This is a genomic window from Paenibacillus sp. G34, from assembly GCF_056856875.1.
The window spans coordinates 2,779,499-2,798,381 of record NZ_CM166469.1; the positions used below are offsets into that span (position 1 = coordinate 2,779,499).

Annotated in this window: 16 protein-coding genes; 12 read left to right on the forward strand and 4 right to left on the reverse strand. The window is 46.4% G+C overall.

Going from position 1 to position 18,883, the window contains the following annotated elements; genetic code table 11:
* Positions 1-127: 127 nt before the first annotated feature.
* The 7 genes from AC1VYS_RS12820 to AC1VYS_RS12850 all read left to right on the forward strand — a co-directional run bounded on the left by AC1VYS_RS12820 (position 128) and on the right by AC1VYS_RS12850 (position 8,477).
* On the forward strand, positions 128-1,831 hold the full coding sequence (locus tag AC1VYS_RS12820) for a glycoside hydrolase family 13 protein (protein WP_482914558.1): 1,704 nt from the start codon (positions 128-130) through the stop codon (positions 1,829-1,831).
* A gap of 183 nt (positions 1,832-2,014) precedes the next feature.
* A complete protein-coding gene (locus AC1VYS_RS12825) occupies positions 2,015-2,707 on the forward strand; it encodes a metal-dependent hydrolase (protein WP_482914559.1) in 693 nt (230 codons plus the stop codon).
* A 354-nt stretch (positions 2,708-3,061) separates the two neighbouring features.
* Positions 3,062-4,777, forward strand: coding sequence for an alpha,alpha-phosphotrehalase (treC, locus tag AC1VYS_RS12830; protein WP_482914560.1), 1,716 nt, complete (start codon positions 3,062-3,064; stop codon positions 4,775-4,777).
* A gap of 37 nt (positions 4,778-4,814) precedes the next feature.
* Positions 4,815-6,809, forward strand: coding sequence for a PTS system trehalose-specific EIIBC component (treP, locus tag AC1VYS_RS12835; RefSeq protein WP_482914561.1), 1,995 nt, complete (start codon positions 4,815-4,817; stop codon positions 6,807-6,809).
* 244 nt (positions 6,810-7,053) lie between these two features.
* Positions 7,054-7,908: a chemotaxis protein gene (locus tag AC1VYS_RS12840; protein WP_482914562.1), complete on the forward strand. Its 855-nt coding sequence runs from the start codon at positions 7,054-7,056 to the stop codon at positions 7,906-7,908.
* A gap of 27 nt (positions 7,909-7,935) precedes the next feature.
* On the forward strand, positions 7,936-8,199 hold the full coding sequence (locus tag AC1VYS_RS12845) for a YkgJ family cysteine cluster protein (protein ID WP_482914563.1): 264 nt from the start codon (positions 7,936-7,938) through the stop codon (positions 8,197-8,199).
* Positions 8,200-8,273: 74 nt separating this feature from the next.
* Positions 8,274-8,477: a hypothetical protein gene (locus tag AC1VYS_RS12850; protein ID WP_482914564.1), complete on the forward strand. Its 204-nt coding sequence runs from the start codon at positions 8,274-8,276 to the stop codon at positions 8,475-8,477.
* 74 nt (positions 8,478-8,551) lie between these two features.
* On the opposite strand, the gene AC1VYS_RS12855 is transcribed toward AC1VYS_RS12850, so the two are convergent.
* Both AC1VYS_RS12855 and AC1VYS_RS12860 read right to left on the reverse strand, forming a co-directional pair.
* Entirely contained in the window at positions 8,552-9,892 is a 1,341-nt protein-coding gene (locus AC1VYS_RS12855) for an MFS transporter (RefSeq protein ID WP_482914565.1), read from the reverse strand.
* Positions 9,893-9,969: 77 nt separating this feature from the next.
* Entirely contained in the window at positions 9,970-10,686 is a 717-nt protein-coding gene (locus AC1VYS_RS12860) for an O-methyltransferase (RefSeq protein WP_482914566.1), read from the reverse strand.
* 174 nt (positions 10,687-10,860) lie between these two features.
* On the opposite strand from AC1VYS_RS12860, the gene AC1VYS_RS12865 reads away from it, so the two are divergent.
* Positions 10,861-11,781: a LysR family transcriptional regulator gene (locus AC1VYS_RS12865; protein WP_482914567.1), complete on the forward strand. Its 921-nt coding sequence runs from the start codon at positions 10,861-10,863 to the stop codon at positions 11,779-11,781.
* Between the two features lie 36 nt (positions 11,782-11,817).
* On the opposite strand, the gene AC1VYS_RS12870 is transcribed toward AC1VYS_RS12865, so the two are convergent.
* Positions 11,818-12,543, reverse strand: a complete 726-nt coding sequence (locus AC1VYS_RS12870; protein ID WP_482914568.1) for a YoaK family protein — start codon at positions 12,541-12,543, stop codon at positions 11,818-11,820.
* Between the two features lie 232 nt (positions 12,544-12,775).
* Here AC1VYS_RS12870 and AC1VYS_RS12875 point away from each other — a divergent pair, with 232 nt between their 5' ends.
* On the forward strand, positions 12,776-13,522 hold the full coding sequence (locus AC1VYS_RS12875) for a GTP pyrophosphokinase (protein ID WP_123063813.1): 747 nt from the start codon (positions 12,776-12,778) through the stop codon (positions 13,520-13,522).
* A 45-nt stretch (positions 13,523-13,567) separates the two neighbouring features.
* Entirely contained in the window at positions 13,568-14,803 is a 1,236-nt protein-coding gene (locus AC1VYS_RS12880; RefSeq protein WP_482914569.1) for a multidrug effflux MFS transporter, read from the forward strand.
* Positions 14,804-14,910: 107 nt separating this feature from the next.
* On the opposite strand, the gene AC1VYS_RS12885 is transcribed toward AC1VYS_RS12880, so the two are convergent.
* A complete protein-coding gene (locus tag AC1VYS_RS12885) occupies positions 14,911-15,570 on the reverse strand; it encodes a hypothetical protein (protein ID WP_482914570.1) in 660 nt (219 codons plus the stop codon).
* A gap of 257 nt (positions 15,571-15,827) precedes the next feature.
* Between AC1VYS_RS12885 and AC1VYS_RS12890 the strand changes: the two genes are divergently transcribed.
* Complete coding sequence (locus tag AC1VYS_RS12890; RefSeq protein WP_482914571.1) at positions 15,828-16,448, forward strand: flavin reductase family protein; 621 nt, start codon at positions 15,828-15,830, stop codon at positions 16,446-16,448.
* A 186-nt stretch (positions 16,449-16,634) separates the two neighbouring features.
* Positions 16,635-18,800, forward strand: coding sequence for an MMPL family transporter (locus AC1VYS_RS12895; RefSeq protein WP_482914572.1), 2,166 nt, complete (start codon positions 16,635-16,637; stop codon positions 18,798-18,800).
* The last annotated feature ends 83 nt before the right edge of the window (positions 18,801-18,883 follow it).

Consider the following 18,883-nt stretch of genomic DNA (forward strand, 5'->3'; position numbering starts at 1 on the left):
TGGTGCGATTGAGGTTTCGAGTCTTTTTGTCTTTTTGCATAAAACTCAAGGCTCGGGTGTTTATAAGGGTTTCTTTTCGGATAAAACATATTAACGGGTGAAGTGCTTTATAAGAGAGGGAAGCGAGGTGGGTGTTATCGTTTGGTGGAAAGAAAGTGTGGTATATCAGATATATCCGAGTAGCTTCAAGGACAGCGACGGAGACGGGTATGGCGATTTGCAGGGAGTTTATGAGAAGCTTGATTACTTGCAAAAGCTCGGTGTAGATGTCATCTGGCTGTGTCCTATCTATGATTCACCAGGTCATGATAACGGATATGATATCCGTGATTACTATGCGATTTTACGAAAATACGGGACGATGGAGGATTTCGATCGACTGCTTGCAGAAGCGCATAAACGTGGACTCAAGGTCATGATGGATCTTGTGTTGAATCATACTTCGGATGAACATGCCTGGTTTGCGGAATCCCGTTCTTCCAAAACCAATGCAAGGCGTGACTATTACATCTGGCGTTCCGGTAAAAACGGGCAGGTGCCGAACAACTGGGAGTCCTATTTTGGAGGTTCGGTGTGGAAGCATGATCCGGAAACGAATGAATATTATATGCATCTGTACTCGGAGCATCAGCCCGATCTGAACTGGAACAATCCGGAGATGGCGGAGGAAATGTATGAAATGGTGCATTGGTGGCTGGAAAAAGGGGTGGATGGCTTCCGCTTTGACGCAGTAGCCCATATCGCCAAAGCTGATGGATTGCCCAATGCGCATAACCCGAATAATCTGCCTGTGGTGCAGGCATATGAGCTGTTTTCCAATCTGGAGCAGGTGCATTCCATCCTCCGCAAGTTGAATCATATGATATTGAAACCATATGGGCCGATGACGGTGGGAGAAACTTCGGGGCTTGGGCCGGAACAGGCTTTAGCTTATGTGGGTACGGATCGGGATGAATTAAACATGGTGTTTCAGTTTGAGCATATGTTTGTTGATGCTGAGTCTTCCGGTATAGGCAAATGGAATTATAAACCGTGGAAGCTGAAGGAACTAAAAGAAATTATGAGCCGCTGGCAGACAGTGCTGCACGGCCGGGGCTGGAACGCCAATTATATGGGCAACCATGATCAGCCGCGACCGGTTTCACGTTTTGGTGATGACGGCAAGTACCGCGTGCGCTCTGCGCAGATGCTGGCGACTTGGATGTTAACGCTGGAAGGAACGCCCTACATCTATCAGGGGGAAGAGATTGGCATGACCAACGTGGCATTCCCCAACATTGAGCAATATCGGGATATTGAAACTAAAAATTATTACAATCATTATATCGGGCAAGGAAAATCCAAGCATGAGGTGATGGAGGCGATCTGGCTGAAAAGCCGGGATAATGCACGCACACCGATGCAATGGGATGAGTCGAAGAATGCAGGTTTTACTACAGGTGAACCTTGGATCGAAGTGAACGGAAATTATAAGGACATCAATGTGGCGGATGCGGAGACGGATCCACATTCCATTCTGCATTATTACCGTCAATTAATTAGCTTGCGTAAGCAAAACCATGTGTTGATCTATGGCGCATATGAATTGCTTTTGCCGGATGACCCGAATATTTATGCTTATACTCGTACACTGGATGATGAGCAATGGTTGATTCTGATGAATTTCAGTGCAAACGAGCCGGAGATGGTATGGCCAGAAGGCTGGAATGCAGATGACGTCAAATTAATGATTGGCAATGTGAGCAGGCGTTATTCTACGGATGAAGGAGCGATTTTATTGCAACCGTATGAAGCCAGGGTATATTGCAAAAAGCGTAAGAGCCGCGAATAAGCAACGCGCTAGCGGCGTAATGGAAGTGATTATTATGTATTGCTAGTTGACCAGCGTAACAAGGATGACAGTTTTGCGCTCGCAGAGCGTTCTGAATTATAATAATCTAAAAATATAAGTTGAGTTTTTTGTTCACACAGCAACGGAGAGGACAACTTATATTAATGTCAGGAGGAATCTGAATTGTTGAATATTACGTACCACGGACACTCCAGTGTACAACTGGGCACAGAAAATAAATCACTCATGATCGATCCATTTTTGCGAGGCAATGAGCTTGCGGTTACGAAGCCGGAGGACATCAAGACGGACGTAATCCTGTTAACGCATGCTCACATGGATCACATTCTCGATGCTGAGCCGATCGCCAAAGCAAATGATGCCAAAGTTGTCGCGATCGTGGAATTGGCTACATACATGTCGTGGAAAGGACTGGATACCATTGGCATGAATATGGGCGGTACGGTGGATCTGGAATTTGCCAAGGCGAAAATGATTCAGGCGTTCCATACGTCCGGTATTGTACTGGAAGAGGAACAACGCATTATGTATGCAGGTTTGCCTGCCGGCTTTATTATTGATATTGGTGGGAAAACAGTATTGCATGCTGGCGACACAAGTCTGTTTGGTGATATGAAGATGATTGGCGATCGTCATGATATCGATGTTGCATTCCTGCCGATTGGCGGACATTATACAATGGGGCCTGAAGATGCATTGCAAGCTGCGGAATGGTTTAACGCCAAACTCACAATTCCTGTTCACTATGATACTTTCCCTGCAATTCGTCAGGATGCAGAGCGTTTTGTGCAACAACTCGCTTCCAAAGGATTAGAAGGACGTGTAATGGCACCTGGGGATTCTATTTCCCTGTAAATGTTGTTCTTCTAATGAGTTGCCAGTTCATGAGTTGATTCATGGACAGTAGTTAAATATATAAAACATACAGCTACAAAAGCTATAAAATAAGAAAAAAGGCGAAGCGGAAGTAATCCGTTTCGTCTTTTTTCGTGTCCAAATTTTCCACACGGATACATGTATCAGGGCATTTACGAAACGTGAGTTCAAAAATAGTTGTTACAGAGCAAGCATTAATGGGGAAGTTGTAGAAGAGGTACATAAAAGCAAATTTCCGTTTCAACTTGTATATACATGTTTACTTATGTAATATAGATGATGAAGTTACAGGCGGGGTTGGTAAGGGCAATACAATATATTGGAGGCGTTAACATGAGTTTGAAGAACAAGGAACCGTCATCGTGGTGGAAAAAATCTACGGTGTATCAGGTGTATCCGAAGAGCTTCAACGATACAACGGGATCGGGCACAGGTGACATTCGAGGCTTGACCGAGAAACTGGATTATTTGCAGCATTTGGGAATCGATATTGTTTGGCTACAGCCAGTGTACGTGTCCCCGCAGCGGGATAACGGGTATGACGTAGCGGACTATTATCGAATTAATCCAGACTACGGTACAATGGAAGATTTTGATGAACTGTTAGCCGAATTGAAAAAGCGTGATATGAAGCTGATGATAGATATCGTAGTGAATCATTCCTCTACCGATCATAAATGGTTCAAGCAGTCTCGCTCATCCAAGGATAATCCATATCGTGATTATTACATCTGGAGAGACCCCGCGCCGGGCGGCGGTGTACCTAACAACTGGCAATCTAAATTTGGTGGGCCAGCCTGGCAGTATGATGAGCAGACTGGACAATATTTTCTAACGTTGTTTGATCAAACACAGGCAGACCTGAACTGGGAGAATGAAGAAGTACGCAAGGCTGTCCGAGACATGATCAAGTTCTGGGCGGAAAAAGGAGTCGATGGTTTCCGAATGGACGTCATTAACCTCATTTCCAAAGACCAGCGTTTCCCGGACGACGATGGTAGCGTGTCACCGGGCGATGGACGCAAGTATTATACGGATGGGCCGCGCGTGCACGAATATATTACGGAAATGTATGATGAGGTATTTGGACCCTATAACATGGTGACGGTAGGGGAGATGTCCTCGACTACGCTTGAGCACTGTATTCGTTATTCCAATCCGGCTTCCAGAGAATTCTCGATGACCTTTAACTTCCATCACTTGAAGGTGGATTATCCGGACGGACAGAAATGGGAGCTCATGCCATACGACTTTGAATCCTTGAAGCAATTGTTCAGTGAGTGGCAGACCGGAATGCAGGCTGGTGGTGGCTGGAATGCACTTTTCCTGAACAACCATGATCAGCCACGTGCGTTATCCCGCTTCGCAGATGATGGAGATTACCGTGCGGAGAGTGCCAAAATGCTGGCAACGACTTTACATGGATTACAAGGCACGCCTTATGTCTATCAGGGCGAAGAGATTGGTATGCCTAATCCCGTTTGGAATGACATTAGCGAGTTCCGCGACATTGAGTCAACGAATATGTATCGTTTGTTGCAGGAAGAGCGGGGCAAAACGGCCGCAGAAGCTTTCCGGATTGTGAAGGAGCGTTCCCGGGATAATTCCCGAACACCGATGCAGTGGAATAGTACGGCTAATGCTGGATTTACAACCGGAACACCTTGGCTCAAGGTGGATGAGAGATATCCGTCCATTCATGTGGAAGAGCAGATGGCCAACCCGGATTCTATTTATCATCATTACCGGAGATTGATTGCGCTGCGCAAAGAGGTGGCTGTGCTGACTGACGGTTTGTACGAACGGTTGGATGATGCCCACCCTGAAGTATTTGCATATGCACGCACCAACGGGAATGAGACATTAATCGTGGTGTCGAACTTCCGCAAACAGGATACCGCATTTCAAGTTCCTGAAGAGGTCTGGAACCATCATATTGCAGGTAAATCACCTGAACTACTTGTCAGTAATACCGATGCAAAACCTGAGCTGAAGCAGCAAATCACGCTCAGTCCGTATGCTTCTTATATGTGGTTAATCCAGCAGTAACAGAATGAAGTCCATTTTATAAATAGGAAGTGACACTATGGCAATCGATAAAAAACAGGTCGAAGAGATCGTCCGGGCCGTCGGCGGCAAAGACAATATTGAAGCGGCGACACACTGTGTGACACGGCTACGGTTTGCTTTATATGATGAGGACAAAGTGGATACAGAGCTTCTCGATCAGAATGATCTGGTCAAAGGGCAGTTCTCTTCCCAAGGTCAATTCCAGGTCGTCATCGGTCCAGGGCTAGTGGATAAAGTCTATGAAGAGATGATTCAGATTACCGGAGGCGAACGGTCTTCCAAAGATGATGTGAAGGCAACCGCAGGCAAAAAGCAAAATCCGTTGCAGCGTGCCATCAAAACGCTCTCGGACATTTTCATTCCGATCTTGCCAGCGATTATTACAGCGGGTCTACTGCTCGGGATTAACAACATTTTGACAGGTCCTGGTATCTTCTTTGATGGAAAATCATTAGTGGATGTGTATCCGGCATGGAAAGATCTTGCCTCCATCATTAACACCATAGCAAGCACTGCGTTTACATTCCTGCCTGCTTTGATCGGTTGGTCTGCGGTGACCCGATTCGGCGGCAGTCCGCTGCTCGGGATTGTGCTGGGTCTGATTCTGGTACATCCCGATCTGCTGAGTGCATATGGTTACGCTGACGCGGTAAACAAAGGCACGGTTCCGACCTGGAATCTGTTTGGCTGGGAGATTGAAAAGATCGGTTATCAGGGTCAGGTTCTGCCTGTATTGGTCTCGGCATATCTGCTTGCCAAGATGGAAATTCTCCTGAATAAAAGGGTGCATGATTCCATCAAACTGCTGGTGGTAGCCCCTGTGACATTGCTGGTTACCGGATTCCTGGCATTTACGATTATCGGACCGGTTACGTTTGCAATTGCAAACGCCATCACATCCGGTTTGATTTACGTCTATGATTCGTATGCAGCGCTGGGTGGTTTGATCTATGGTGGACTGTATGCATTACTTGTTATTACCGGTATGCACCATACCTTCCTGGCCGTTGACGTGCAGTTGATTGGTAGTCAAGGTGGTACCTTCCTGTGGCCGATGCTGGCTTTGTCCAATATTGCGCAGGGTTCGGCGGCACTTGCGATGATGCTGGTGTTACGGGAGAAGAAAATGAGAGGGCTTGCGGCGACCTCATCCGTATCGGCTTTCCTCGGAGTGACCGAGCCAGCTATCTTCGGTGTGAATATTCGTTACCGTTATCCGTTTATCTTCGGTATGGTCGGTTCCGCCATTGGTGGTGTACTGCTTACGATGAATAATGTTCAGGCCACGTCCATCGGTGTAGGCGGTGTGCCTGGGTTCCTGTCCATTTTCCCGGATAAATGGGGTGTCTTCTTTATCGGTATGGCCATCGTTCTGGTGGTGCCGTTCCTGTTGACCGTTGTGTTTGGACGGGCGAAGTTGAGAAAAGAAGACCGACTCATGGCGAATGGAGAGTCCGCTTCGGGTATCACATCTGCTGAGACAGCAGCAGGAACAGATATGGCTGAGCGTAATCGCAGTACAGCGAAGTCTGGAAATGCATCTGCAAAAACACTCGAAGTTATGGCGCCATTGACGGGTAAAGCGGTACCGCTGGAGCAAGTTCCTGACCCGGCGTTTGCCGAGAAACAAATGGGTGAAGGCATCGCAATCGAACCTTCGGGGAATCAAGTGGTTGCCCCATTTGACGCAAAAGTGGCACATGTCATTAAGAGTAAACATGCCGTTATATTGGAACATGAGAGCGGACTGCAAGTGTTAATTCATGTCGGTATTAATACGGTATCCCTTAAAGGTGAAGGTTTCTCTATGTATGTAGATACTGGTGATCGTGTGAGAGCCGGACAGAAGCTACTTGAATTTGACCGGAAAGTAATTGAAGATGCGGGTTATCCGCTCATCACGCCTGTCATTATTCCGGATGGCCAGGATATGGTTGAACGGGTTGAAACGGTGACGGGAGATGTGACTTCCAGTCAGAGTGGAGTTCTGAAGATTCATCTGAAAGGATAAGTCCGTATCCGTTTTTGTAGTCAAAAGAAGCTGTGAATATGCAGCTTCTTTTGACGTTTACAGGTGTTATTTTTCATAGGTATCATGATAAAATAGTTATGTCATCAAGTAATTACAATTTTCTATAATTAGTCGATGTGGGCGCGTCTGGTGTATAACGTTAAACTCAGTCATATGGAGATAAAGCAGTTCATACAGTGGGTGTGTAAAGCGTGTTCCTAGTCAAATGATAAGGAGGAAAGCCATGACTCGGGTAGCGGTGATGGTCATTCATGGACTGGGTATGCAAAAGGAAGATTATGCAGACAAGCTGATCGCTTGTCTCAGCAAAGAAATGGAACGTGTCATGGTGCTGCCAGGCGCCGCGAAACAGATGCTGGATATAGAACCTGTCTTCTGGGCGGACGTGTTCGAGGAGCGGGAAGAGGCTTTGTTTCAGCAGTTGGTTCGGTCACCAGGATTAAATTATCAGGGATTACGCCGTTTTGTCATACATTATCTCGCTGATGCGGTGGCTTACCAACCCGTAGAGAACCAAGGACATCATTATGATGCCGTACATCGAACGCTGAACCGGGCAATGCATGTTCTTGCACAGCGCAATGGGCCAGAAGCACCGCTCTGTGTCGTCGCTCATAGTCTCGGAGCTGTCATTGCAAGCAACTTTTTCTATGATCTGCAGTACCCGTCTTCCAGCCGAATACCCGAAATTGTGGATGTGAACTCAGCTCTGGAGCGAGGAGATACGCTGACCAATTTTTACTCCTTTGGTACAACGTTGCCTCTGTGGAGCTTACGCTATGACAACTTTAGCCGTCCCATTCAGGTACCTGCGCCGCAGGCCTCATATCACTTTCCAAAGCTCGAAGGGGAGTGGGTTAATTTTTTTGAAAGCAATGATATTTTGGGATATCCACTACGCCCCATTGACCCGGCCTATGCGGCTGCTGTGAAGGAAGATATTGAGGTGCATGTCGGTGGACCAGCTACAAGTTGGAATCCACTGAGTCACGGAGGGTACTTTACCAGTGAGGCCATGAACCGCAGAATTGCTCAGGGATTGGCAAGAACCTGGACGTGGGTGAATCGTTCAAAATAACCGTATTTAGACAGAGGAGGAAACATCGTGGAATGCAGGACTGGATGTGCCGCATGTTGTATTGTCATATCCATATCATCACCGATTCCTGGCATGCCTGAAGGCAAACCTGCGGGAGTGCGTTGCATACAACTGACGGAAGACAATCGTTGCGGCATATTTGGGCAAGACAACCGCCCAGCAGTATGCAGCGGATTGCAGGCTGAGGAAGAGATGTGCGGTCGCACTGATCCGGAGGCATTTGAACGTTTGACACAGTTGGAGTGGCAGACAGCACCAGGCCAAAGGTGAACAGACTTGTCTGATCTCATAAGGTTAATTATACTTAATATGGAATAATATCGGTTATGAGAGGAGGTTTATTTATGGATTGGATAAAACGTTTAGTGAAAGTTGTTGGCCATATGATGAGCGATCTGTGGATGGGGTCTTATCGTCGCAACTCCGATCATTATGATGAACAGGCACCAAGTCCGGAACATAAACCTAGATATTACACGTTTGTCGTGTTGGCAGCGGTAGTGACTCTGGGCATTGTCGTTCTCGTTTATAATCCAAAATATTGGTAGATAGCCGATGGGAATAACCAAAAAAGGGAGTATCCACTGAATGCTACGGCATGAGGATACTCTTTTTATGTTGTTTATGATTCAGTTCTGTCTGCAAGGACAGCAGCAGAGGGCTTGGGTTCTCTGAACATAAAGAAGTACATCAGGGAAGATATGACGTAGAGACAGCCCGTAATGCTAAACGTAATCGCATATCCCCAATAGGTTCCATAGGTAGTAACCAGATATGACTGTACTGGTCCCATCGTGGCCCAGCCAATCATAAATGAGGTTTGCATCATGGAATTAGCAATGCCGCGGCGTCTGTCCGAGATCCGATCTACTAATATCGCAGAATGAATCGGATTAGCAGCATTCATCAGAGCTTGTCTGAACAGAAAGCTGACAGATGCAATGAAAAGCAGATTTGTAAAACCAGTGAATAACAGAAACGGCAGTGATAATACTTGAAAAATAACTACAGCCCGTACACTGCCAACTTTGGCAGCTAACGTTGGGCCGATGAGCATGGATACAATGGTCATAATCTGACCGAGTGCAATCAGGATACTCATGCCGCTTAACGAAACGGCGAAGCGATTCGTAAAATACAAATTCAGATAAGGCACAACGAGCCCCGATCCTAGTCCGATGAGCAACTGTGTCACAATAAACTGACCAATCAGCTTGGTATCTCTTTTTTTAATAAGGGTGTCATCATCTACGGACGATGGTGTACTTGCAGCACGAGTGTGCTCTGCCTCATCTCCCTTAACAGGTTGTTGTCCAGGCTGAAGCTGTTTCGTATTTATATCTGCCGGAGACTCCTGATTCTCGGTTACAAAAAGCAACGGAATAAATGCGGCTAGTGTCGCAGCCCCACCCATAAATAGTACCGTCTGCAATCCGGTAACTTTGGCCATTCCGGCAGAATGAAGCACATCTGCAAGCACGCCGCCGCCCAGACTGCCAAGAACCTGAGAAGCCAGCACCAAAGAGGAATAATAACTGAACATTTTGAGGCGCTGGCTTTTTTTGACGTTCTCTGCGAGATAGGGAATGGCGAGTACCTGGAAAACTCCAGCGAACAGGCCGGAAAATACAGCAAACCAGATCAACCCGCTCGCGGCATAATCGAAGGATCGTCCGATTAAAAAAGCACCGCTGAATAGCGCACCGATAATCAACAGTTTTTTGCGGCTGAACTTGTCACCGCTAAATCCAATAGGAATGAACATCATTGCTGTAGCAAGAGATTGGATACTTACAATTTGACCATTCATGGTGTCATCGTAACCTAAGCCCTGAATGTAAAGGTTATAAAGAACCGAGAACATGCCGTTCCCGATCTGATAAAGCAGACTTGCCAGAAAGAAAAGTTGAATATTGCGAGACCACCCGCCAATTTCAACATGAATCTGTCGTAAAGCTCTCAAGTGATTCCCTCCAGTCTGCCTGTGCAGTGTTTCCAGTGTAACAGGAAAGGCAGATTTTCGGAAGAATTGACCACTGTTTATTTTGTTACAGGGGAATCTGTGACACGAGCAATCACAAATCCATCGTATCCTTTACTACCTACGGTTTGCAGGGCTGTGGCTTCAAGATGAGGGTGTTCTCCGATGCATTCGAGAAAGGTTCGAACTCCTTGAACTCTTGGGTCTTCGCTGTCCGAGTGAATGACTTCCCCATCCCTGATAATATTATCTCCGATGATCAAGCTTCCTGGTCGTGTCAGACGTAAAGCCCATCTCAGGTAATCCAGATTACTCGGTTTATCAGCATCGATGAAAATCAGATCAAAGGGTTCTTTGTACTCTTCCTTAATATCTGGAAGAGAGGTTAGTGCCGGGCCTACTCGAAGATCTACTTTGTGCATTAGTCCGGCTCGGTTCAGATTGGCTTGTGCAATTGCCGCATGTTTAGGTTCTGACTCCAGCGAAACAATTCGTCCATGATCTGGCAGAGCTCTGGCCATCCAGATGGTGCTGTAAGCACCTAGAGTTCCAATCTCCAGTACGCGCGAGGCCCCCTGTATTTTCAGCAATAGCTGAAGGAACTTTCCCTGATTCGGTGTGACATCATGTGACGGTAGCCCTGCTTCTGCATTGGCTTCAAGTGCAGCTTGCAAGTCTTTGTCGTTTGGAAGAAGAAGGCTGTTCAAATAGTGATCGACCTCATTCCAACGGGCGGGCTGGTTAACCTGGCTATTATTCAAATCATACTTACTCATTACACATCTTCCTTTCTGTTTAGCTGAATTCGTATTTCTTATAATTCAACTATAGTGGTGATTTACATATAAATAAAATATATATTTTGTATGTTAATATATAATTAAGTTATGTATTATGATGGATACAATGTTGGATCAGTACGTCAAAAAGCAACGAGGAGGAGAAGATGTATGAACTTGCATGGATTACGACTGTTTCACGCCATTGTGAAGTACGGCGGAGTTACCCGGGCTGCGGAAGAATTGAATATCAGTCAACCTGCGGTATCTTCTCAGGTCAAACGGTTTGAGCGTGAACTAGGCATAGGACTGTTTGGTTCCGAAGGACGAAAGCTTGTACTCACAGATGCAGGGAAACATTTAATGGAATATGCCGAGCGTTTGTTCATGCTGGAACAGGAAGTGGAACAATTTGTAGAGGACATGAGGGAGGGGAAAAAAGGACTGATTCGTCTGACGGCGACATACTTGCCGGCCAATTTTTTGCTGCCGCGTTGGATTGCCACGTTCAAGCAGACACATGAGGATGTTGAGCTTGTCGTAAGCACAAGCAACACACAGATGGCTTTTGACCAGTTACTGCGTTATGAAGCCGAGATTGCGATATACGGAGGAAGTGGAGTCAGTCATCCGGGCGTGCATTGGGATAAGTTATTCGAGGATGAAATGTGGTTTGTGGTGCATCCAGATCATCCGTATGCAGGTCAAAACATTGCACTGCACGAGATGATAGCTGAGCCATTCATTATGCGTGAGAGAGGTAGTGCAACACGAGAACGACTGGCTGCCTTGTGTACGACCAATAACCTGCCCTCTCCACGCATAACACTTCAGTTCAACGGATTGAACGAAACGATTAGCGCAGTAAAGGCAGGATATGGTGCTAATTTCATCTCATCCCTTGTTGTAAGAGAGGACGTTAATCAAGGCAAACTTGCCCGTGTATATGTACAAAACGTACAGTTACAGAATACGATCGCTATCTGTACTCGGGCAGGAGAACAGTTGTCGCCAGCGGCAAAACAATTGGTTCAATGGATCAGGCAAGAAGCACTTGCAATGCACTCTTCAACAAATCATTCAGTTTTATGAATGTGTTTCAGTAGCACATAATCGCAAGATTTTCTCTCACTCTGTATTACTTTGTAGCTCTAACTCTTTGCCCCAATCCGCGAATCTTGCCTGGAGCGTTACGCCAGCAATGATCAGTACGGGAACCCAGACCGCTATTAGGGGCACATGATGGAAAAGCAATGCTGCGAAGATGACCCCGCCGAGATAGATCACAACGGCACCTGCTCGCAGGTAGGCGTCAGTGGACAGCGCTTTGACCAAGGAGCGGATATTGGCATGTTTTAACCGATGAAGGATGCTTACAGCATCTTCAATTACGGCTGCCAGATTATTGGTGAGCACCGTTGTAGAGATTCCCGCAATACCAATTCTACGGGCAGCCGTTGTTTGCATCCCCATCGCGACCGCAAGCAGTACAATTAACAAATAGGATAATTGCTCGGAAAAGGGACTGATCATCAGGATTGCAAACAGCAGAAGTAGTATGCTTTCAACGGAGAATACGGCAGTAACCCGCGGGGACCAGCCATTTTTGGTTTTGACCTTTCCAAGCATATGTGCCGCGATTGCATTCCCTGCAATAAACCCGATCAGAGCGAGCAAAGCACGCAGTACGACAAATTCCTGAGCACGGGCAATTGCGATGCCTAGCAGCACGATGTTTCCTGTCATATTCGCTGTGAGAACATGCCCAAGTCCTAGATATCCGATGACATCGACCATGCCGGCTGACATGCAGAGCAGCAACATAGCGTATTTCTGGAGGTGATTGTGATTCATTATTTCCCGTCCTTTCAAGCAAACATAACTTCTCCAGTATACAGCTATTGTACCGCCTTCATCAAAACGAAATCTCAACCAAAGCGGCACCCGTACATCTCTAAAATTCGTTTATTCATTTCAGATGTTTTATAATGATATAGAAGACATGTCATAAGACCAGCGTTCGCATGAACGTATACATGTTGGTTATCAAATCATAGAGGTGTCAAAAGAAAGGAAGAAACTGATGATGAATGCTCCGCATCCGATTGACCAGTTCAAGAAATTCAAATATGAAATTACACGATTTATGATGATCTATAAATTTGCGCTGGACCAGATGGAAACCAAAATTGAAGTGCTAAAAGAAGAGTTCCAGTCGCTTCATGACTATAGTCCGATTGAGCATACCAAGTCGAGATTGAAGTCTCCCGAGAGCATTATGAATAAAATGTTCCGTAAAAACCATGAGCTCACGTTTGAAAGCATCAAGGAGAATATTAAAGATATAGCCGGTGTGCGTATTACATGTTCGTTTATTTCTGATATTTATCGAATTAAGGACATGCTGTGCAACCAAAGTGACTTGCGTGTGCTGGAAGTGAAGGATTATATCCAAAATCCGAAACCGAACGGGTATCAAAGTTTGCATCTGCTTGTTGAAGTGCCGGTATACATGTCCAATGGCGAGGAACGTGCCTGTGTGGAAATTCAGATTCGTACGATTGCGATGGATTTCTGGGCGAGTCTGGAACATAAAATCTTTTATAAGTACAACAAAGACGTTCCTGAGCATCTAACGAGAGAACTAAAAAATGCAGCAGACTCTGCCAATGCACTGGATCATCAGATGGAACGGTTGCACCGCGAGATTCAGGAGATCAAGGACGCCGAGAATGAGCGGGATGAAGAGGAGCTACGCCGCATTATTATTAATAACCAGCAGTTTACCTTGCCGAATAACTTGCTAAGATTGCTTGGAGGCGGAGAGGACTAAGAATGGGCACTAGAGCACAATCTGAAGGCAAAGGAAATGTTTTGGATGAAAAGTAAACCCGCGTCATTACACATCCCTGCTACGCCGCGAGTGAGAATGGCGCTAATCCTTGGGACGCTATCCGCCTTCGGACCGCTGTCTCTGGATATGTATCTGCCAGCCCTGCCAACGCTGGCGGAAGAATTCGGTTCGTCCACGTCGTATGCTCAACTTAGTCTGACGGCATGTATGGTTGGGCTTGCGCTGGGACAGTTGCTTGCCGGACCATTAAGTGACGTGCGAGGTCGCAGAATACCGCTGATTGTCGGACTTGTACTCTATACGATTGCATCCGTATTATGCCTTGTTAGCCCAACGATGGGTTCCTTTGTTGCGTTACGATTCATTCAGGGATTGGCTGGAGCGGCGGGCATTGTCATCTCACGTGCAGTAGTCAGGGACGTATACGAAGGTCCTGAACTGACTCGTTTCTTCTCTCTGTTGATGCTTGTTAACGGAGTCGCTCCCATCGCAGCACCAATAATAGGCGGACAAATACTAACGTATACCTCGTGGCGGGGCGTATTCATTTTGCTCAGTCTGATCGGTGTACTAGCGCTGCTTGCGGTCATTTTTGGCCTAGGGGAGACACTTCCTGCGCAAAAAAGATCAAGCGGAGGGCTTAGGCAGACGTTGCTCACGTTTGGCAGAATCGCCAGGAATCGCCGTTTTATGGGATATGCTCTAACACAAGGTTTCGCAATGGCAGGCATGTTCGCTTACATATCGGGATCACCATTTGTGCTTCAGAAAATATATGGGGTGTCACCTCAAATGTTCAGTATATGTTTTGCTATTAATGGTCTGGGCATAATTCTCGCTAGTCAGATTGCAGGCAGACTTGCTGGCAAAGTATCGGAGACACGGCTGTTAATTGCTGGGTTGCTTACGGCAGCTGTGGGAGGGACATCCTTGCTTATTGCGATTCTGGCTGGAGGCGGACTAATTACCGTGTTAATTCCATTATTCTTGGTCGTCTCCAGTGTGGGGTTGATTAATACGGCTTCGTTTGCGCTGGCTATGGCCGATCAGGCGAAGTCCGCTGGAAGTGCATCGGCATTAATTGGAGTCATGACCTTTTTGTTCGGAGGACTCGTAGCTCCGCTTGTTGGTCTTGGGGGAGAAGAGACAGCTGTGCCAATGGGTATTGTGATCGCCTGTGCTGATTTAGGGGCTTTACTTCTGTATTTCGTCCTGATTAACAGAAACAAATCGAAACAGAGCAGCTATACATCTGTATAGTCTTTATTTGTTATAACCACGAACTGCCCGCACGGAAGCATAGTTTCCAAGTGCGGGCAGTATTTTGTTTATCAGGACAGAAACCCTGAAAAAGTGAGGTGGCGTCTCTAGCAGAGGGCAAATAAAATCTGGGTGTTGAGCAGAATTCCTGGTGTCTGGAATGGATAGAAGTAGCCAACGACAAAGCCAAAGAGGTTAATGGCAGGCCACATCAGATACACATCATTATACGTAAATACGAGGGACCAACGGTTATAACAGAAGTTAGGGAGTACACGCTGCTCTTGATCACGTGGCGCGGCCGCACCTGTTTGGGCAAATTGAACGGCTTGTGTGAGGCTTTGCGGTTGCTGCTGCAGGAACAGTGGCAGCAGACCAGGACTGCTTTTGATAAGGTTATACAAAAATAACATCTCGGCAGGCGGCTGACCGACTGGACGAGGATAAGCACTAAGCAAGGAAGGCAGATTCCCTTGTGCTAGCTGTGCAGGTACACCTGGAGTTGGCCCCGGGCTTGGGCCTGGGCCTGGTATACCTCCAGGGAAAAATGGGCCCGCAGGAGTCCCACCACCAGGAATAAATGGAGGATACGTGCCTGGGCTTCCAGAGAAGCCGGGCGGAGTCTGCCCTCCCGGTAGACCGCCTCCACCCGGGAAGATCGGAGGGAATTGAATCGAACGATTTTCATAACCTGTATATGCACCATCTCCATAACCTGTATAACGACCATCTCCGTAACCTGCAAAAGGCGAAAAAATCTCATTCATTTTCAGAAACATCCTTCCTGTCATCTATTCTGAAAACAGCATATGACGGCTTTCGCCCATGTGTGATTTTGTTGAAATATGTCCTTCTGCAGTAAGTATGCAGTGGAAATGAAAAATGGAACAAGATTGAGTTTTGACATGTTCGTCTAATTATTTTTTGTTTTAATGGATGACATGCATATATAATAACGATGAAGCCAGTAAAGGGAATGAGGATAAACCTCATGCCCCATGCCAGCAGGAAAGGGGAGCTACATATGTATTCATTAAATCCGGAAGAACTTACGGCCAAAGATAACTATAAATTAATGAGCGGTTCGATTGTGCCACGTCCGATTGCCTTTGTGACTACACTCTCAGATCATGATGGAATTATTAATGCAGCGCCATTTAGCTTTTTCAATATCGTGAGCTCTGATCCGCCACTGTTATCCATCTCGGTTGGACGCAAAAATGGGACCATGAAGGATACGGCACGTAATGTTCTCGCCCATAAAGAACTCGTTGTGCACATGTGTGACGAGAATATCATTGAAGACGTGAATGAAACGGCGGCTTTATTGGAGCCACATGAAAGCGAATTGGAAAGAACTCGTCTGACAACTATACCCAGTTCCATGGTCGCTGTACCCGGAATTCAGGAAGCACTGATTCGGATGGAGTGCAAGCTGTACCAGCATATTCCGATCTCCAATGATGCAGGCTTGCCTGTAAGTGATCTGCTTCTGGTTCGGATTGTCCAATATCATTTTAGCGAGCAGGTTTATCTTTCAGACAAAGGGTATATCTTGATGGATCAGTTAAAACCGGTCAGCCGTTTAGCGGGTAACGATTATGCCAAACTGGGTGATCGATTCACCGTCATTCGGCCCGAATAATTGGATGTGAAATGAAACAGTAAGGACGAACAGCCCCATGCATCTCATGCATGAGGTTGTTTGTCTTTGTTTCATTACAAACATAATTATGTCTGGTCACGAATAGACTTGTACTACATAAATTTTATCTCATCGTGTTGATTATCCATAAGAAAGATTAAATTCTATATGCAGAGGAGCTTGGGTATGATTTATCGAAGCCTAGCTTCCCTCATCAGCCGATATCCGCGATTTATTATAATCTGCTGGGTGTTTATCATCGGGATGTCAGCCGCTTGGGCGTGGAAGTTGCCTGATCTGGTTCAGGATCATGGATTGAAGCTGGTCCATGGACAGGCTCAAGCCGTGGAACAAATATTGGAACAGGAATTTGGCTCTAAGCCTGATCCGGTGGTGTTGCTTTTTAATAAACATCCCGATACTTCTATCACGGCCTTTAGGACATGGATTCAGAAACAGCTTGCAGCAGTCCGTACCATGCCAGCCATATCTTCAATTATCTCTCCTCTCGATGCAAATACACAAGGAAAAATGATACGTGAAGATCAGGCTTATGCACTGATTAATATGGATATTGCACCTCATCATATGAGACTGCCATTAGTTCAATTACGCGAGCTCCTCGAAGTGGACAAGCAAGCTGAACTGCCCGGAACGGTACAATTGACAGGAAAATCAGTTGTGCAACAGGATGTTAATCGATTGAGCTTTCAGGATTTGGAACGAGCCGAGCTTGTGGGGTTACCGATTGCACTATGCGTGCTTTGTTTTGCATTCAGGGGGCTCTACGCAGCATGTATTGCCGTCATGATGGGTGTCAGTGCAGTCATTACAGCGATGGGAATAACGTCTCTACTTGGTTACTATCTGGAGCTGTCCAATTTTATTATTAACGTGATTCCAATGGTTGGAATGGCGCTTAGCATTGATTTTGCACTTATTATTTTGAGCAGGTACAGGGAAGAACTACAGCGGAGTTACGTAAATACAGGCAGGCTCAACTTCGAGCGTAGCAACAACGTGGTTCAGCGTAAAATGCAGTATGAGCTATTGCGGCAGACATTGCGCACAGCGGGAAGAGCGGTGCTGTTCTCAGCGGCATGTGTGTTCCTGGGGTTGCTGGGGCTGCTCTGGATCAGGCTGCCTATGTTCCTCAGTGTATCGCTCGGGGCTATAATCGTGCTGGTACTCTCGTTGCTGTTGAATATCACTTTGTTGCCTGCCATTCTCTCCCTAAATGCGAACCGAGTATTTGCACGTTTATTGTCTACATCCCGTATTTCAGACCAGCGAACAGAGGATAAGAATGTTGAAACCAACTTCTGGCATCGCTGGTCAGCGACGGTCATGAAGCGTCCTGTATGGATGGGACTCGCAGGTACAACACTTCTGTTATGGTGTGTGTTTCCCGTTACACGAATGGATTTGTCCGTTCCTGATGCTTCTTCGCTACCTGCACGAATGGAGTCACGTCAAGCTTTGGAGCAGATCGAGCATAACTTTGGACAGGAGCATATTTCATGGGTGGATATCATCATTGGGGAAAAGGGAGTGCCATTAACAGCGTCACATTGGGAGTTGGCTAACCACAAAGTGACCAAGCTTCAACAGGATAGAAACGTGGTGAACATCAATTCTTCAAAGAACATATCGGATTCGTTTATCCGGTTAACGGTGGGGGTATACGGAGAAGCGGGTTCAGACGAGATGAAAGAATGGCTCTGGGAGACAAGGGCAGATGATGTAACAGCCGGGAAAGTGGGCATTCCGATTCAATATGGCGGCGAAGCGGTTGATGAGGATGAAATCATGCATGAAATTGTGCAGCAGTTGCCCAAAGTGCTGGTTTTTGTGGTGGTAAGCAATTATCTGGTGTTGCTCACTGCTTTTCGTTCCCTACTCATCCCTTTGAAAGCGATTCTGATGAACCTGCTAAGCCTGGCGGCTTCCTTTGGCATACTGGTATGGGTGTTTAACGAAGGACATCTGGGTATGGAACCGTCAGCTGTGGCGATTATGATCCCGGTTTTCATTGCTGGACTGGTATTTGGCATATCAATGGATTACGGCGTTTTCATGCTTAGCCGGATCCAGGAAGTGTACAGACGAACAGGGGACAGCGACAAGGCTGTTCAACAAGGACTGGCTTCCACAGGCCGTTTAATTACATCTGCAGCAGGCATTTTACTGGCTGTAACGGTTCCTTTTGCATTCGCTGAAGTCGAAGGGGTAAGACAGTTAGGCATTGGGATCACAGCAGCGGTATTTATTGATGTTACCGTGATCCGCCTTGTACTTGTGCCTTCCTTGATGAAACTGATGGGAAGATGGAATTGGTGGCTGCCTGGCTGATTGTAGGTAAATAAAGAAGGGGATTTGTAGCCAGGAGAATTCAGTCGTCTCTAGTTATATCAAGGGTATTCTGAAACCTGAAT

What these genes read in the sequence shown, in the direction of transcription:
- AC1VYS_RS12895 (WP_482914572.1), top strand. Translation starts at nt 16,635, where the DNA reads ATGATTTATCGAAGCCTAGCTTCCCTCATCAGCCGATATCCGCGATTT.
- AC1VYS_RS12890 (WP_482914571.1), top strand. Translation starts at nt 15,828, where the DNA reads ATGTATTCATTAAATCCGGAAGAACTTACGGCCAAAGATAACTATAAA.
- AC1VYS_RS12840 (WP_482914562.1), top strand. Translation starts at nt 7,054, where the DNA reads ATGACTCGGGTAGCGGTGATGGTCATTCATGGACTGGGTATGCAAAAG.
- AC1VYS_RS12880 (WP_482914569.1), top strand. Translation starts at nt 13,568, where the DNA reads ATGAAAAGTAAACCCGCGTCATTACACATCCCTGCTACGCCGCGAGTG.
- AC1VYS_RS12860 (WP_482914566.1), bottom strand. Translation starts at nt 10,686, where the DNA reads ATGAGTAAGTATGATTTGAATAATAGCCAGGTTAACCAGCCCGCCCGT.
- AC1VYS_RS12885 (WP_482914570.1), bottom strand. Translation starts at nt 15,570, where the DNA reads ATGAATGAGATTTTTTCGCCTTTTGCAGGTTACGGAGATGGTCGTTAT.
- AC1VYS_RS12865 (WP_482914567.1), top strand. Translation starts at nt 10,861, where the DNA reads ATGAACTTGCATGGATTACGACTGTTTCACGCCATTGTGAAGTACGGC.
- AC1VYS_RS12875 (WP_123063813.1), top strand. Translation starts at nt 12,776, where the DNA reads ATGAATGCTCCGCATCCGATTGACCAGTTCAAGAAATTCAAATATGAA.
- AC1VYS_RS12850 (WP_482914564.1), top strand. Translation starts at nt 8,274, where the DNA reads ATGGATTGGATAAAACGTTTAGTGAAAGTTGTTGGCCATATGATGAGC.
- treP (WP_482914561.1), top strand. Translation starts at nt 4,815, where the DNA reads ATGGCAATCGATAAAAAACAGGTCGAAGAGATCGTCCGGGCCGTCGGC.
- treC (WP_482914560.1), top strand. Translation starts at nt 3,062, where the DNA reads ATGAGTTTGAAGAACAAGGAACCGTCATCGTGGTGGAAAAAATCTACG.
- AC1VYS_RS12870 (WP_482914568.1), bottom strand. Translation starts at nt 12,543, where the DNA reads ATGAATCACAATCACCTCCAGAAATACGCTATGTTGCTGCTCTGCATG.